12 protein-coding genes and 1 tRNA gene are annotated in these 16,570 nt (G+C 67.4%); 11 read left to right on the forward strand and 2 right to left on the reverse strand.

What is annotated here, in order from left to right:
• Window positions 1–2 precede the first annotated feature (2 nt).
• The 10 genes from CSC66_RS07660 to CSC66_RS07705 all read left to right on the forward strand — a co-directional run bounded on the left by CSC66_RS07660 (window position 3) and on the right by CSC66_RS07705 (window position 13,239).
• Window positions 3–755: an SDR family oxidoreductase gene (locus CSC66_RS07660; RefSeq protein WP_162376845.1), complete on the forward strand. Its 753-nt coding sequence runs from the start codon at window positions 3–5 to the stop codon at window positions 753–755.
• Window positions 752–1,345, forward strand: coding sequence for a YhgN family NAAT transporter (locus tag CSC66_RS07665; protein WP_162376799.1), 594 nt, complete (start codon window positions 752–754; stop codon window positions 1,343–1,345). The genes CSC66_RS07660 and CSC66_RS07665 overlap by 4 nt, the downstream gene beginning before the upstream one ends.
• A 235-nt stretch (window positions 1,346–1,580) precedes the next feature.
• On the forward strand, window positions 1,581–4,865 hold the full coding sequence (locus CSC66_RS07670) for a TonB-dependent receptor (protein ID WP_162376800.1): 3,285 nt from the start codon (window positions 1,581–1,583) through the stop codon (window positions 4,863–4,865).
• A 145-nt stretch (window positions 4,866–5,010) separates the two neighbouring features.
• Window positions 5,011–6,396 (forward strand): nucleotide 5'-monophosphate nucleosidase PpnN, encoded by a 1,386-nt coding sequence (gene ppnN, locus CSC66_RS07675; protein ID WP_162376801.1) that lies wholly within the window; start codon window positions 5,011–5,013, stop codon window positions 6,394–6,396.
• A 117-nt stretch (window positions 6,397–6,513) separates the two neighbouring features.
• Window positions 6,514–7,017: a GspH/FimT family pseudopilin gene (locus tag CSC66_RS07680; RefSeq protein WP_162376846.1), complete on the forward strand. Its 504-nt coding sequence runs from the start codon at window positions 6,514–6,516 to the stop codon at window positions 7,015–7,017.
• Window positions 7,014–7,502, forward strand: a complete 489-nt coding sequence (gene pilV / locus CSC66_RS07685; RefSeq protein WP_162376802.1) for a type IV pilus modification protein PilV — start codon at window positions 7,014–7,016, stop codon at window positions 7,500–7,502. The genes CSC66_RS07680 and pilV overlap by 4 nt, the downstream gene beginning before the upstream one ends.
• A 2-nt stretch (window positions 7,503–7,504) precedes the next feature.
• Entirely contained in the window at window positions 7,505–8,560 is a 1,056-nt protein-coding gene (locus tag CSC66_RS07690) for a PilW family protein (protein ID WP_162376803.1), read from the forward strand.
• Window positions 8,561–8,565: 5 nt separating this feature from the next.
• On the forward strand, window positions 8,566–9,090 hold the full coding sequence (locus CSC66_RS07695; RefSeq protein WP_162376804.1) for a pilus assembly PilX family protein: 525 nt from the start codon (window positions 8,566–8,568) through the stop codon (window positions 9,088–9,090).
• 130 nt (window positions 9,091–9,220) lie between these two features.
• Window positions 9,221–12,790 carry a pilus assembly protein gene (locus CSC66_RS07700; RefSeq protein WP_162376805.1) on the forward strand — a complete coding sequence of 1,190 codons (3,570 nt, stop codon included), beginning with the start codon at window positions 9,221–9,223 and terminating at the stop codon, window positions 12,788–12,790.
• Between the two features lie 14 nt (window positions 12,791–12,804).
• Complete coding sequence (locus tag CSC66_RS07705; protein ID WP_162376806.1) at window positions 12,805–13,239, forward strand: type IV pilin protein; 435 nt, start codon at window positions 12,805–12,807, stop codon at window positions 13,237–13,239.
• Window positions 13,240–13,303: 64 nt separating this feature from the next.
• Here the strand turns inward: CSC66_RS07705 and CSC66_RS07710 are convergent.
• Together CSC66_RS07710 and CSC66_RS07715 are read right to left on the reverse strand one after the other, a co-directional pair.
• Window positions 13,304–13,380, reverse strand: a tRNA-Asn gene (locus CSC66_RS07710).
• Between the two features lie 149 nt (window positions 13,381–13,529).
• Entirely contained in the window at window positions 13,530–14,072 is a 543-nt protein-coding gene (locus tag CSC66_RS07715) for a GspH/FimT family pseudopilin (protein ID WP_162376807.1), read from the reverse strand.
• Between the two features lie 327 nt (window positions 14,073–14,399).
• Between CSC66_RS07715 and uvrB the strand changes: the two genes are divergently transcribed.
• Window positions 14,400–16,430 (forward strand): excinuclease ABC subunit UvrB, encoded by a 2,031-nt coding sequence (uvrB, locus tag CSC66_RS07720; RefSeq protein WP_162376808.1) that lies wholly within the window; start codon window positions 14,400–14,402, stop codon window positions 16,428–16,430.
• The last annotated feature ends 140 nt before the right edge of the window (window positions 16,431–16,570 follow it).

Below are 16,570 nucleotides of genomic sequence, written 5' to 3' on the forward strand. Positions count from 1 at the left end.
GCCTGTTCGCCCTGCCGTCCGCCGCCCCGCAGCCGCTGGCCGGCCGCGTCGTCCTGCTCAGCGGTGCCCATGGCGGCCTCGGTGCCGCCGCGGCCCAGGCCTGTGCCGCCGCCGGCGCGACCCTGGTCCTGCTCGGTCGCCGCCTGCCCCGGCTCAACCGCGTCTATGACGCGGTGGCCCAGGCTGGCCATGAGCCGTTGCTGTATCCGCTCGACCTGGAGGGCGCCTCGCCGGACGACTACGCCGAGCTGGCCGACCGCCTGCACGCGGAACTGGGCCGGCTCGACGGGGTCCTGCACTGCGCCGCCGAGTTCCGCGGCCTGACCCCGCTCGAACACCTGGACCCGGCCGCTTTCGCCCGCGCGATCCACGTCAACCTGACCGCTCCCTGGTGGCTGCTGCAGGCCTGCCTGCCGCTGCTGCGCCAGTCGGCGGATGCGTCGGTGGTGCTGGCGGTCGACGACCCGGCGCGGGTCGGCCAGGCGTATTGGGGCGGCTACGGCATCGCCCAGCATGGCCTGCGGGCGATGGTCGGCATGCTGGCTAACGAACTGGCCGCCACGACGGTGCGCGTGGCGGGCCTGCAGCCCGGTCCGATGCGCACGCCCCTGCGGGCGCGCGCCTATGCCGATGACCTGGGCGAGGACCTGCGCGATCCGGAGGCCTACGCCGGCGCCTGCGTCACCTTGCTGTCGCCTGCCGGCGCGGCCTGGCGTGGCCAGGTCTGGGACGCGGCGGCGGGAGGGGTGGAATGACCATCCTCTCCGCGGCGCTGCTGCTGTTCCTGATCCTCGACCCGCTGGGCAACGTCCCGGTTTTCCTCAGCGTGCTCAAGCCGCTGCCGCCGAAGCGGCAGCGCGTGGTGCTGGTCCGCGAGCTGCTGATCGCGCTGGCGGTGCTGATGCTGTTCCTGTGGTGCGGCAAGTACTTCCTGGAGCTGATGCACCTGCGCCAGGAATCGGTGTCCATCGCCGGCGGCATCGTCCTGTTCCTGATCGGCATCCGCATGATCTTCCCCCGCCCGGAAGGACTGATGGGCGAGATCCCGGATGGCGAGCCGTTCATCGTCCCGCTGGCCATCCCGCTGGTCGCCGGTCCGTCCGGCATGGCGGCAGTAATGCTGATGGGCAGCAACGAACCGCACCGGCTCGGCGACTGGAGCCTGGCCCTGTTCCTGGCCTGGGCGGCCACCGCGGCCATCCTGCTGGCGGCGCCGCTGCTTTACCGGCTGCTCGGCCGGCGCGCGCTGACCGCCATCGAGCGGCTGATGGGGATGCTGCTGGTCGCCATCTCGGTGCAGATGCTGATGGACGGCCTGACGGCCTACCTCAAGAGTTCGGCGTAAGGCCCGGATATCCCGGATCGCCCTCGGTGGCGCTCCTGCCAGACCAAAATTCCTTGTGGCGTATGGGGTTGCGATGTGCTGCGGCGCAATAGAAATTTGTCATGGCTTGGTCACATGGCGACCCTAGCATGTTAATCTGGTGTTAACCCCTGTGATGAACATCGCAGGGAAGCCAATACGCCTTCCGCACCGGGCTCCCCTGCCCGGACGCCAACCCAATCCGAGGCCTCTTTCCATGACTGATTCCCGCCGACTCCGGATGTCCAAGCTCACCCTGGGCCTGGTCGCCGCGCTCGCCGCCGCCCCCGCCTTCGCCCAGAGCACGTCCGCCGGTGTCGGCGGCGTGGTCACCGGCGCTTCCGGCCAGCCTGTCCCCGGCGCCGAAGTCACCATCGTCCACGTCGAGTCCGGCACGATCAGTCGCGCGGTCACCGATGCCAGCGGCCGCTTCAGCGCCCGCGGCCTGCGCGTAGGCGGTCCGTACACCGTCACCATCAACAAGCCGGGTGAAGGCACCAAGACCGAGGAGGGCCTGTACCTGGGCCTGAACCAGGTCGGCGTTGTAAACGCCACCCTCGGCAGTGACATCGCCACGCTCGAGGGGGTCACCGCGGTAGGGGTCGCCGGTGGCTCGCAGGTGTTCAGCGCCTCCAAGATGGGTGCCGGTACCAACGTCACGCTCGAGCAGATCGAGACCCTGCCTTCGATCAACCGCAACATCCAGGACTTCGTCCGTCTCGATCCGCGCATCAGCCAGTCCGACAAGGCGCGCGGCGAGATTTCGGTGGGCGGCCAGAACCCGCGCTACAACGCGATCCGCATCGACGGCGTCAACACCAGCGACACCTTCGGCCTGGAGTCGAACAATTTCCCGACCATCCGCCAGCCGGTATCGATGGATGCGATCGAGGCGATCAACGTCGATATCTCCAACTACGACACGACCATCACCGGTGCCACGGGTGCGGTGATCGACGCGGTGACCAAGTCGGGCACCAACGAGTTCCACGGTTCGGTCTACGGCGTCTACCGCGACGCCGACATGGTCGGCGACAACCCGACCAGCGGCGCCCCGTTCACCGGCTTCAACGACGAGCGCACCTACGGTGCCACCTTCGGCGGCCCGATCGTCAAGGACACGCTGTTCTTCTTCGTCAACTACGAGAAGTTCGAGCGCGACCGCGCAGCCTCGTCGTTCGGTCCGGTCGGCTCCGGCGCCACCAATATCGTTGACATCACCCAGGCCCAGATCGACGAAGCGCGGCAGATCGCGCAGGACGTCTACGGCGTCGATATCGGCAGCACCGACGCGCCGAGCAGCACCAAGCAGGAGATCGAGGAGTACGCCGCCAAGATCGACTGGAACATCAGCGACAATCATCGCCTGTCGGCCCGCTTCTCCAAGCTCGAGCAGGTCGACCCGGTCCTGGCCGGCTCCAGCAACACCTCGCTCAGCTTCGACAGCCGTTGGTACAGCATCGTCAAGAACGTCGATACCTCCGTGGCGCAGCTGTTCAGCGACTGGTCCGACACGTTCACCACCGAGTTCAAGATCGGCCGGCGTACCTACGATTCGCTGAGCAACGTCAACGCGCGCCTGCCGGAAGTGAGCATCGGCTTCGGCGTCGGCAACGATCCTGACCTGGCCGCGGCGCCGTTCCTGAACTTCGGCACCGACCAGTTCCGCCACGGCAACGAAATCCGCACCACCACCGACACCGCGTTCGGCGCGGCGAACTGGTACGTGGGCGACCACACCGTGAAGTTCGGCTTCGACTACGAAGAGAACGATGTGTTCAACCTGTACGCCCAGAACATCTGGGGCAGCTACAGCTTCGCCAGCCTGGATGCCTTCCGCAACGGCGAATACGGTTCGTACACGTTGAACGCGCCGATCCCGGGCAACGGCCTCGACTCCGTCGAGATGCGTTACCGGCACCGCAATACCGGCCTGTTCGTGCAGGACAGCTGGGCGGTCAACTACAACCTGACGCTGCTGTTCGGCCTGCGCGCGGACCTGCCGGACCTGGACGAGGTTCCGGTCCACAACCTGCTGGTGCAGCAGGTGTACGGCCTGGACAACCGTAATACGCTCGACGATGTCCTGATCCAGCCGCGCGTTGGCTTCAACTACGCCTTCGACGGCGATCGCCCGTCGCAGCTGCGTGGCGGCGTGGGCCTCTTCCAGGGTGCGGCGGCCAACGTGTGGGTCGGCAACTCCTACCAGAACACCGGCTTCGGCCTGATCGGCTACAACGCGTTCCCGACCGGCATCACCGGCGTCAGCCAGGCCGATCGCGACCTGGTCTGGGCCAACCTGCCGGTGACCATGGATCCGGACAACCCGACCACGCCGCCGCCGGCAGCGGGCTACACCATGATGGTCAACCTCATGGACGAGGGCATCGAGCAGCCGTCGGTGTGGAAGGCCAACCTGGCCTTCGATACCGAGCTGCCGTGGCATGGCGTCGTCGCCTCCGCCGAACTGCTGGTGACCAAGGTCAACAATGCGCTGCACTTCGAGCGCCTCGACCTGGGGGCTCCGACCTACACCACCGGCGCCGACGGTCGTCCGCTGTACTGGCGCAACCTGTACGGCACGGCCAGCGGTACCCGCGCCAACGGCGGCATGTACAACGGGCAGACCATCGGCGAGGTCGCGGATACCATTCCCGGCTACGAGAACGTGACCGGCTGGCATGGTGACGGCGTGCTGCTGATGAAGAACACCAACAAGGGCCGCACCGCGCAGTTCACCGTCGGCCTCGACAAGCCGGTGGTCGACACCTGGGGCTGGTCGCTGTTCTACACCTACACCAATGCCACCGAGGTCAATCCGCTGACCTCTTCGCGTGCGATCTCCAACTGGTCGAACAAGGCGATCTTCGATCCCAACGAGGACGTCGCGGCGACCTCCAACTACGAGATCAGGGATCGCATCGTCGGCACGCTGTCGTTCCGCAAGGCGTTCTTCGGTGACAACGACACCACGTTCTCGGTGTTCTACGAAGGTCGTTCGGGTACGCCTGTCAGCTGGCGTTACCTCAATGACATGAACGGCGACGGCTACACCAATGACCTGCTGTACGTCCCCAGTGGCCCGGGCGACGTGCTTTTCACCGGCGGCGCGGCGATGGAGGCTTCGTTCTTCGACTGGCTGAGCCGCAACCCGTCCCTGGCGCGCTACAGCGGCGACGTCGCCGAACGCAACAGCGACCGCAATCCGTGGGTGAACAACTTCGACGTGCGCATCAGCCAGGAGCTGCCCGGCTTCTTCAATGGCCACAAGTCGGAGATCTGGCTGGATGTGATGAACATCGGCAACCTGATCAACAAGGACTGGGGGCAGATCCCGTACCAGACGCCGTACTCCGACATGCGCGCCGTGCGCTTCGTCGGACTCGACCAGGCCACGGGCAAGTACGTCTACAACTTCAACGAGAGCCAGGTGTACAAGCGCTTCCTCACCGACCCCGAGTCGCGGTGGTCGCTGCAGGTCGGCTTCCGCTACAGCTTCTGACGTTGTCGGATCCGATGTGACCAAGGGCGGCCGGGCATCCCGGCCGCCTTTTTTTTGGATCCAGGCCGGCCCCGCCAGTCGCACGCGATGCCCGCGCCTGGGGTAAAGTCGCCCACCGGTACATCGAGGCATGAGGCCCGCAGTCATGATCCAACCCGCTTCGAGCACGCTGCCCGTGCAGGACGCACGCATCTACCCGCGCGGCGGGCTCGATGTCCTTTCGCGCACGGAAGTCGCGCGGCTGCGGGACGCGTCGGCCGGCGGCATGCACGAGCTGCTGCGCCGCTGCGCGCTGGCGGTGCTGACCAGCGGCAGCGCCAGCGACGACCCGCGCGCGGCGCGCGACCTGTACCCGGACTTCGACATCCAGGTCACCCAGCAGGATCGCGGCGTGCGCATCGACCTGGTCAACGCACCGGCGATGGCGTTCGTCGACGGCGAAATCATCCGCGGCGTGGCCGAGCTGCTGTTCGCCACCGTCCGCGACTTGGCCTGGACCGCGATCGAGCTGGGCGAGGACTGCGTGAGTGGGGAGCTCGACTCCTCGGCCGGCATCACCGACTCGGTGTTCGGCCTGTTGCGCAACGCGCGCATCCTGCAGCCATCCGACCCGAACCTGGTGGTGTGCTGGGGCGGCCACTCGATCTCGCGCGAGGAATACATCTACACCAAGCAGGTCGGCTACGAGCTCGGGTTGCGCGGGCTGGACATCTGCACCGGCTGCGGCCCGGGCGCGATGAAGGGGCCGATGAAGGGCGCCACCATCGCCCATGCCAAGCAGCGGCGCAGCCGTACCCGCTATATCGGCATCACCGAGCCCGGGATCATCGCCGCCGAGTCGCCGAACCCGATCGTGAACCACCTGGTGATCATGCCGGACATCGAGAAGCGGCTGGAGGCGTTCGTGCGCCTGGGCCACGGCATCATCGTGTTTCCCGGTGGCGTGGGTACCGCCGAGGAGATCCTCTACCTGCTCGGCATACTCCTGCGCGAGGAGAACGCCGACCTGCCGTTCCCGCTGATCCTGACCGGACCGACGATCGCCGCGCCGTACTTCGAGCAGATCGATCGTTTCCTGCGCCTGACATTGGGCGAGGCCGCCACCTCGCGCTACGAGATCGTGATCGGCGACCCGGCCGCGGTATCCAAGAAGATGACCGCCGGCATCCGCAAGGTGCGCGAGGCCCGGATCGCGCACAAGGACTCGTTCTACTTCAACTGGGGCGTGGACATCCCGCTGGAGTACCAGCGCCCGTTCGTGCCCAGCCACGAAGCGATGGCCGCGCTGGACCTGCACCACGGCCGCCCGCCGTCGGCGCTGGCCGCCGACCTGCGCCGCGCGTTCTCCGGGATCGTGGCCGGCAACGTCAAGGAGGACGGCATGCGCCGGATCGAGCAGCACGGCCCGTTCGAGATCCACGGCGCGCCGGACATGATGCAGGCGCTGGACGGGCTGCTGCGGGCGTTCGTGGAGCAGAGGCGGATGAAGATCGCCGGGGAGTACAGGCCGTGTTATCGGGTGGTGGCCTGAGTCCCGATCGGCTGCACCCCTCCGCCCCTCCGGCCGGATCGACCGTTCGTCCCGGAGCTGCTTGCGCCGCGCCCCGGCCGGGCTAGGCTGCGAGGCATCACGCTGGGGAACAACCGCATGTCGCCCGAACGCCAGACTGGCTTCACCCTGGTCGAGCTGATGATCACCATCGCTGTGCTGGCGATCCTGCTCGGCCTGGCCCTGCCCAGTTTCCAGGGCAGCCTGCGCTCGAACCGGGTAGCCACCACCAGCAACGAAGTGCTGGCCTCGATGTCGCTGGCCAGGACCGAAGCCATCCGTGGCATTGGCCGCGCTGGGGTGTGCCCCAGTACATCCGGAACGGCCTGCGTGGCCAATACCGACTGGGCCGCAGGCTGGGTCGTCTGGCATGAGATCCCGGCGGCCGGCGGACCGGTGTTCACCGTGGTCAAGGTCATCCAGCCCAAGCAGCGGACCACCGTCACCGGGCCGGCGGACGGAGTCGTGTTCACCGCGCAGGGTCGCGCGCAGGCGGGTGCCACCCAGGTCGGCGTCGCCCCGTCCGATGCCGCCGATCCCGCGCGCTGCATCCGGGTCGGGGTTACCGGGCAGTCGCGGATCGAGCAGGGGGCGTGTTCATGAATCGACGTTGCTACCGGCTGGGACGCGGGCACGCCGCCGGCTTCAGCCTGATCGAGGTGATGGTCGCCGTGCTGGTGCTGGGCCTGGGCCTGCTCGGCTTCGCCCTGCTGCAGACCATGAGCGTGCGCTTCACCCAGAGCGCCAACCAGCGCACCCAGGCCACCAACCTGGCCTACGACATGCTCGACCAGATGCGTGCCAACCGGATCGCCGCCGGGCAGTACGCCGGCGCCTACAACGCGGCCACGGCCGGGGCCGGCTGCCTGCCCAACGCGCAGGTGTCGGCTGGCGCCTACAAGAGCGTCTGGGAATGCCGCATGGGCAAGGCCCTGGGCGCAGGCGCCACCGCGACCGTCCAGTTCGCCAACGGTGTCGCCACGGTGTCCATCACCTGGGGCGACGAGCGCTGGAACGACGCCGATGGCGATGGCACGGTCAGTGCCGCCGAGGGCAACCGCACATTTGCCACGGTGACGCGCCTGTGAACATGACATCCCGCCGCCATAGCCAGGGCCTGTCGCTGATCGAGCTGATGATCGCGCTGCTGATCGGCACCATCCTCCTGCTCGGGGTGGTGCAGGTGTTCGGCGCCTCGCGCACGGCCTACCAGTTGTCCGAGGGCATGTCGCGCACCCAGGAGAACGCACGCTTCGCCCTGGATTACCTGCAGCGCGATATCCGCATGGCCGGCCACTTCGGCTGCGTCAACGACCAGGCGCGCAGCCAGAGTGCCGGCGGACTGGTCTCGCACTTCGCCGCCAACGGACCGACCGATTTCGGCTTCTCCGTGCGCGGCTACGACAACGCCACTCCTCCCGGCATCGTGCTGGCGCCGGCGCGCGTGGCCGGGACCGACGCGATCGTCCTGCGCTACCTGGGAGGCGATGGCGTTCCGGTCACGGCCATCGACGCCGCGGGCCGAACCATCGACATCAATCCGGCGCGCTGGGCCTCGCTCACCGTCGCCGGGACGCCAGACCCGGTCCTGTTCGGCGTGGGCGATTGCGCCTATGCCGACGTGTTCGAAGCCACGGCCACCAGTGCCGCGGCCGGCCGCGTCACCGCGCCGGCGACCGTGGACCTGGGGCGGTATTCGGCCAGTGCCGATGGCGGGCCGACCATGCTGTACCGTGCCGAGGCGCTGGTCTACTACATCGGCCTGGGCGCCGGTGGCCAGCCGTCGTTGTGGCGTGCCCGCATCAATGCCAATGGCACCACCGCCAGCGAAGAGCTGGTGGAGGGCATCGAGAACCTGCAGTTCCGCTACGGCATCGACCGCAACGCGGCCCCGGCGCTCCCCAGCGGCTACATCGCCACCCAGGGCACGGCCACCGACGTCGGCGCGACTGCGGACCGCTGGCTCCGCATCGGCCAGGTGCAGGTGGGCCTGCTCGCTTCCAGCCCGAACCGTGCCGCATCCGTGCAGGCCAGCCAGATCACGCCGATGCTGCTGGGCGAGGCACAGGCACCGGCGGCCGACGGGCGCTATCGCGCGGTGTACGAATCCACCATCGCTTTGCGCAACCGCCTCTACGGAAACTGACCGCCATGCATCCGAAGCCCAAGTCCCATGGATTCCGGCCCGGCTCGGGGCGTCCTTCGCGCCAGGGCGGCGCGGCGCTGTACGTGGCGCTGATGATCCTGGTCCTGCTGGCCCTGATCGGCATCGTCGGCATGCAGGTGGCCGGACTGCAGGAGCGCATGGCCGCCAACTACCTGGCGACCAATGTGGCATTCCAGACCGCCGAAGCCGACGTGCGCCTGCGCGAGTGCTTCATCGAGGGCGTGGTCAACCGCGATGGCGTGTGCGCCGCTGGCACCGCGCCGATCCAGCAGTCGTGCGAGGACGGCTTCGATCCCAGCGACTGGGCTGCCGGCCTGTCCAACCTGGTGCCGCAGGCCAACTGGGTCAGCATCCGCGAGATCGGCCAGTGCATCTCCGGCAATGCCGACATGGACATGGGGGTCCGCCCGGTCACCGAGGATCCCAACCGGGTCTTCCAGGTCACCACCTACGCCACCAATCCTGCGGCCACCGCCAACGCGGCGGTCGACACCATCTTCCGACCCTGAGGAGCCAGTCATGGCATCCCGTCGCACCCGACTCATCACCGTCTCCGCCGCGGTCGCCGTGCTTGGCGGCGGCTATGGCCTGTACCTGGCGACCGCCGCGCCGCCGCCGCCGGAACTGGCACAGGCGCCGATGAACATCACCAACGTGATCCCGCCGGCGTTCATCATGGCGGTGGACAACTCGGGGTCGATGAGCACGGACGAAACTCTGTTCAGGACTGCTACCGGTCCGGGCTACCTGAACAACACGACGCGCAGCTTCTTCAATGCAACCACTGGTGTGCTGAATTCGTCCGGTGGCACTTCTGTCACCAAGCACATGGATGGTGGGCTGGACGCCGACTACTACGGTGCATTGCGCAATCCCGAGTACAACCGTGCATTCTTCAATCCGCATTCGACCTACCTGCCGTGGCGCACTTCGACCGGCACGCTGGAGGCGAACTCCAACACCGCTGCCGCGGCAGAAGATCCGCGCGGGTCCGGCAAGGGCGCGGCGACCCCGTTCACGACCTACGACTTCACCAATAGTCTCACCACGACCGAGACCTGGCATAGCGGCAAGGTGATGCCGGCCGGTACGTATTACAACAACGACAAGAGCTGTAACCGTGAAACGGGCAGTACGAATCTCGGCTGGCGTACGCTGACAGCGGATAAGACCTTCACTTCAGACTGCTCGACGCAGTTCCGCTATTACCCGGCACGGGTGTACCTGGATACCGACGCTACGCCGCCGCCTGGTTTCGACACCAGCAAGCGCGTGCTGGTCAAGGGAGCGGGTCCGCTGGGCGCGGACATGTACCGCTATGACTACGTGGCGTCGAATTTCACCACCGGCGGTGCCGCGGCGGTGCAGAACTTCGCCAACTGGTGGACTTATTACGGCAACCGCAACCGCGCGATGATCGCCGCGATGACGCATTCGGTGTCGGATTTCACCAAGATGCGGATCGGCTACTTCCAGATCAATACGCCGCCGGCCTCGCAGGGTGACAGCAACGACGCGAACGTCGCCATGCGTGACATGGGTGTCCAGACCGAACGCGACGCGCTGTATGCGGCGATGCGCAACCTCAATGCGTCCGGCAACACGCCCACGCGGCGTGCCACCGCCCGCCTGGTCAGGCAGTTCATGCGCACTGATACCAATGCGCCGATCAAGCTGCAGTGCCAGAAGAATGGCGGCATGCTGTTCACCGACGGCTACACGAACGATATCGATTCGTCCGGCTACTGGAACGTGGGCAACGTCGATGGCGCGTTTACGGCACCCTACGGTGGCGGTGTTGCATCGTCGAACACCATCGCCGACTACGCTATGTATGGCTACAACACCAACCTGCGCCCGGACCTGACGGCCGGCATGGTGCCGGTGCCGCAGGCGTGCTCGGGATCGCCTCCCAACGGCATGGACTGCAACAAGAACCTGCACATGAACTTCTACGGCGTCACCTTGGGTGCGCGCGGTGCGGTGTTCGACGTGAACATGCCGGCAACCAACGATCCCTACGCCAATCCACCGGCCTGGGGCGCGACCGGAACCATGAACCTGCAGCCGGAGAACGTCGACGACATCTGGCACGCGGCGCTGAACTCGCGCGGCGAGTTCATCAATGCCTCCTCGCCCGCCGAAATCACCGAAGCGATGCGCCGCATCCTGGCTTCCGTGAACGAAGGCGCCACCCCGTCCGGCACGCTGGGCGTCACCGGTGCTCGCGTGGGTGCAGGATCGCTGGTGGTCGAGCCCCGCTACGAATCCACCAACAACGGCACCGACTGGTACAGCAAGCTGGATGCCATCAAGGTCAGCAGTCATCCGATCACCGGTGAGGTGACCCTGGTGAATGCCTGGGAAGCCAGTGCAAGGATCGAAGCGCAGGGTGCGGCCGCAAGGACCATCCGCCACGGCGTGACTACCACCAGCGAAGTGCCGACCGTGGTGGATTTCAACGCCGCCAACCTGACCCTTGCCAGCCTGTGCTCGGCTGCGGATCCGCTCAGGACCGTCGCCTGCAGCACCGCCTCGATCACCGGTCTGGCCGGTGGCGGCATGAACATCAATCGTGCTGTCGCCTACCTGCGTGGCAGCCGTGTGGACGAAGGGGTGCTGCGGACGCGCACCACGATCCTCGGCGACATCGTCAATTCCTCGCCTGTGGTATCGGTGCCCACCGATGATTACGGCTACAGGAATCTTGGTGGCACCCTGGGCTCGACCTACGCGACTTTCCTCACCAGCAAGGCCGCCACCGGCCGACCGCTGGTGCTGTTCGGCGCCAATGACGGCATGTTCCACGTCGTGGATGGTCGTGACAGTGGCAGCGGCGGCCAGGAAGACTTCGCCTACATCCCGGCCACGGCCCTGGGCCACATGGGCAACCTGCTGTTCCCGTACGTCGCCGCGGACAAGAACAACCAGAAATTCGAACACCGCTACTTCGTCGACGGGCCGGTGACCGTCTCCGACGCCTTCATCGGCGGGAGCTGGAAGACGGTTGCCGTGGGCACATCCGGGGCGGGTGGTCGCAGCGTGTTCGCGCTGGACATCACCAATCCGTCGGCGATCACCGTGTTGTGGGAGATCAACGACCGCATCGCCAGCAAGCCGGCCATCACCAACAACATCGGCTATGTCCTCGGTAAGCCGGTGATCGTGCCGTTCAAGAACACCGCCGGGACGGTGACCTGGAAGGCGATCTTCGGCAACGGCTACAACAGCACCAGCCAGCGGGCCAGCCTGTTCGTGGTCGACCTGGCCACGGGCGCCACCACCACCATCGTCGCATCCGAGACCCCGGTGCCTGCCTACAATGGCCTGGGCAATGTCTCGGTGGTGGACCTCAAGCGCCGCAACGCCGGCAACACCGCCTGGATCAACGGCGGCGACGGCTATGCCGACACGGTGTATTCAGCCGATCAGAATGGCGCGGTGTGGAAGTTCGACCTGCTGACCAACGCGGTGGCGCTGGGTGGAAGCCCGCTGTTCGCGGCCACCAACGCCGGCGGCCAGCGCCAGTCGATCACCGGTGGCCTGACCGTGGCGCGGGGCCCTGGCGGCGGCGTGATGGTCTACTTCGGCACCGGCAGCTTTGCGTTCACGGGTGACCCGCTCGACCAGGGCGTCCAGTCCATATACGGCGTCCTCGACAAGGACGTGGCGGTTGCCGGGCGTGGCCAGTTGCTGCAACAGACGGTCGGGGTCGACGCCGGCAGTTTCCGCGAGACGAGCAACAACATGATGACCGCCGGCAAGTCGGGCTGGTACATCGACCTGCCTGCGGGCGAGCGTTTCGTCGGCTATCCCAGGATCGAGAGCGGGATGGTGTTCTTCCCCACTTACGAACCGTCGGTGGCGCAGGCCTCGGACTGCTCCGTGGCGGGCAAGAACTGGCTCTACGGCCTGAACACCCTGAGCGGTGGCGCGGCGATGACCTACGTGCGCATGGGTTCCCCGACGGGTCCGCAGCCGGCCTCGGCCACCGGCGCGGTGGCGCTGAACACGGGCGGTACTGCGCCGGTCAAGGACGTGGCGGTGTTGACCACGCCGCGGGTGGGGCCGCTGGCGGCGGGCGCAAGCCAGGCTGATATCGATGCGGCGCTGGGTGCACAGTGCTCGATGGTGGTGCGGGTGGCCGGTGCGCCGCCGATGTACCTGCCGCGGCCGTGCGGCAGGCAGTCCTGGAGGCAGGTGCGATGAACCGGAGGGGGCACATGGACAGCGCGACTACCTTGAGCGGGAACGCCAGGCGCGTGGCCGGGGGTTTCACCCTGATCGAACTGATGATCGTGGTGGCGGTCGTGGCGATCCTCGCCTCGATCGCCGTGCCCTCCTACCAGGAGCAGATCCGCAAGTCGCGGCGTGCACAGGCCAAGGCCGACATCGTCGAGTACATGCAGATGGCCGAGCGCTACTTCACGGTCAACAACACCTACGTCGGCTTCACCCTGCCCGTGGCGGTCTCCCCGCGCGAGGCCGGGGCGACGGCGCGCTACAACCTGGCCGCTTCGACCCAGACCGCCACGGCGCTGGTGCTGACCGCCACTGCGCTGGGGCCGCAGGCCAGTGACCGCTGCGGCAACCTGTCAGTCAGCAACACCGGCCTGAAGACCGAAAGCGGGACGGCGACGCTGGCCGAATGCTGGTGAGCAGGTCGCGGCGCAACCGCCGGAAATGAAGAAAGGCCGCGATCGCTCGCGGCCTTTCCGTATATGGCGCCCGAAGTTGGACTCGAACCAACGACCCCCTGATTAACAGTCAAGTGCTCTAACCGGCTGAGCTATTCGGGCGGGGGCGCACATTGTAGGGGCAGGGGCAGTGGCCGGGCAAGACTTGCCGGCTGCGCGACGTCCACTGGCGGGCAGGCCCGCGCCGGACGGGTCGGATGGCCGCGGCGTCGCATGCTGGCTGAACTGGCCGGCGGCGCGGCCCGGGCGGCTCATGCCGGTGGACAGGGCGCCTCGTAAGCGGGGCGCCGGGTCCGGACCCGGCCGACATTGTTGACGATGACTTCGCCGCGCAGCACCCCGGCACTGCATACCCGCAGGGTGAGGTTGTTGCCGCCGCTGCGTCCATCGGGCTGGTAGCGCACGCGCATGCGCCCGGCGGTGGCCGAAACCCGTACGGATTCGTGCAGCGGCTGTCGCTCCTGGCGCAGGATGTCGTCGTTGCCGCGTGGCTGGGGGCTGCGGGTCGGATCCAGGTAGAGCAGCCAGCCGGCACTCCAGTCCGGTTCGGTGCGGCAGCGACCATCTCCCAGGGAGGGGCAGGCGGTCACGGGCACCCGCCGGGCGATGGCGGTGTTGCGCGCCTGCGACAGCTGCGTGGCAACCTGGTGCATGGCAGTCGCCGCACGCTGGCGGCGCAGCGTTTCCTGGAACCCCGGCAGGGCAAGCCCTGCCAGGATGGCGACCACGGCCAGCACGATCGATGTTTCCACCAGGCTGAACCCGGCGACATGTCCCGGCGCATCCTTGCGCATGGGCGAAATCCTTTTCGCTCGGGGTGTTCAGGATCGGCCGGGAGGCGGACCGGCGGTATCGGCGGCTTGCAGGTGCGTCCTGTAGGAATAGGTCCCAGCGGTTGTAGGAGCCCACTTCAGGGGGCGACCCGGCGGCGTCGGGGGTGCTGCGGGCAAACGCATGGTCTCCGGAAAGGCATGCGTTGAGCGGGGCTGCGTTCCGGCGGCCTCGGGTCGCCCCCTGAAGTGGGCTCCTACAAGGGGGGGGGATGCCTGCGGCAGGTACGGGGTCTGTACGGTGGGGTTGTCTATACTGGCCAGTCCCCCTGAACACGGTCCGCACCGCGCATGAGCGAGCGTTTCGAACTGGTGTCGCCGTACGCGCCGGCGGGCGACCAGCCGCAGGCCATCGCCAAGCTGATCGAGGGTTTCGACGCCGGGCTGGCGAAGCAGGTGCTGCTCGGCGTGACCGGCTCGGGCAAGACCTACACCATCGCCAACGTGGTCCAGGCGGTGCAGAAGCCGACCCTGGTGATGGCGCCGAACAAGACCCTGGCGGCGCAGCTGTACGGCGAGTTCAAGGCGTTCTTCCCGAACAACGCGGTCGAGTACTTCGTCAGTTACTACGACTACTACCAGCCGGAAGCCTACATCCCCTCGACCGATACGTTCATCGACAAGGACAGTTCGATCAACGACCACATCGAACAGATGCGCCTGGCAGCGACCAAGGCGCTGCTGTCGCGTTCGGATGCGCTCGTGGTGGGCACGGTCTCGGCGATCTACGGCCTGGGCGCGCCGGAGGACTACCTGTCGCTGCGCCTGATCCTGTCGCGCGGCGAGCGCATCGACCAGCGCGAGTTGCTGCGCCACCTGACCCAGCTGCAGTACACACGAAACGAGTACGAGCTGCAGCGCGGCACGTTCCGCGTGCGCGGCGAGGTGGTCGACGTGCATCCGGCGGAAAGCGACGCCGAGGCGGTGCGGATCGAGCTGTTCGACGGCGAGATCGAGAACATCGCGCTGTTCGACCCGCTCACCGGCGAGGTGCTGCGCAAGCTGCCGCGCTACACGATCTATCCGAAGACCCACTACGCGACTACCCGCGATCGGGTGCTGGCCGCGATCGAGACGATCAAGGTCGAACTCAAGGAGCGGCTGGAGCTGCTGTACGCGCAGAACAAGCTGGTCGAGGCGCAGCGCCTGGCGCAGCGCACCCAGTTCGACCTGGAGATGATGGCCGAGGTCGGCTACTGCTCGGGCATCGAGAACTACTCGCGGCACCTCACCGGCAAGGCGCCGGGCGAGCCGCCGCCGACCCTGTTCGACTACCTGCCGGCCGACGCGCTGCTGGTGGTGGACGAGTCGCACGTGACCATCCCGCAGATCGGTGCGATGTACAAAGGCGACCGTTCGCGCAAGGAGACGCTGGTGGAGTTCGGTTTCCGCCTGCCGTCGGCGCTGGACAACCGGCCGTTGAAGTTCGAGGAATGGGAGGCGCGCGCGCCGCGCTCGATCTACGTCTCGGCCACGCCGGGCCCGTACGAGAAGCGTGAGGCGGCCGACCAGGTGGTGGAGCTGGTGGTGCGCCCGACCGGCCTGGTCGACCCCAAGGTGGAGATCCGTCCGGTCGCCACCCAGGTCGACGACCTGATGAGCGAGATCAACAAGCGCGTGGCCGACGGCGACCGCGTGCTGGTCACCACGCTGACCAAGCGCATGGCCGAGAACCTCACCGATTACCTTTCCGAGCACGGGATCAAGGTGCGCTACCTGCACTCGGACGTGGAGACGGTGGAGCGGGTGGAGATCATCCGCGACCTGCGCCTGGGCAAGTTCGACGTGCTGGTGGGCATCAACCTGCTGCGCGAGGGCCTGGACATGCCCGAGGTGTCGCTGGTGGCGATCCTGGACGCGGACAAGGAGGGCTTCCTGCGCTCGACCGGTTCGCTGATCCAGACCATCGGCCGCGCTGCGCGCAACCTGCGCGGGACTGCGATCCTGTACGCCGACAGGATCACCCGCTCGATGCAGGCGGCGATCGAGGAAACCAACCGGCGCCGCGAGAAGCAGGAGGAGTACAACGCCGCCCATGGCATCGTGCCGCGGCAGGTGGTGCGGCCGATCATGGACGTGATGGAGGGCGCGCGGGCCGAGCCCGGGGAGTCCCGTGGCGGGAAGTCGCGCGGCAAGGCGGCCGCGCGCCAGGTGGCCGAGCAGGCGGCAGACTACGCGGCGATGGACCCGGTCCAGGCGGCGCGCCGGATCCAGGAGCTGGAGCAACGCATGTACCAGCACGCCCGCGACCTGGAGTTCGAGGACGCCGCCCGCGTGCGCGACCAGATCCGGCGGCTGAAGGAAGCCAGCCTGGCCGGCTGAGGCGCCGGCGCCCGTGGTTCCGCGCCGCCACCCCGCGATCAACCCGTAGAGCGGGGCTCGCCCCGCTGCCTTCCCCGTCCCTCTTCTCAGGCAGGCGTGGGTAGCCGGGCAAGCCCGGCTCTACGGGCCGCTTGGCCCGG

This window comes from Pseudoxanthomonas kaohsiungensis (genome assembly GCF_010211765.1).
In the GTDB taxonomy this organism is placed as follows: domain Bacteria; phylum Pseudomonadota; class Gammaproteobacteria; order Xanthomonadales; family Xanthomonadaceae; genus Pseudoxanthomonas; species Pseudoxanthomonas kaohsiungensis.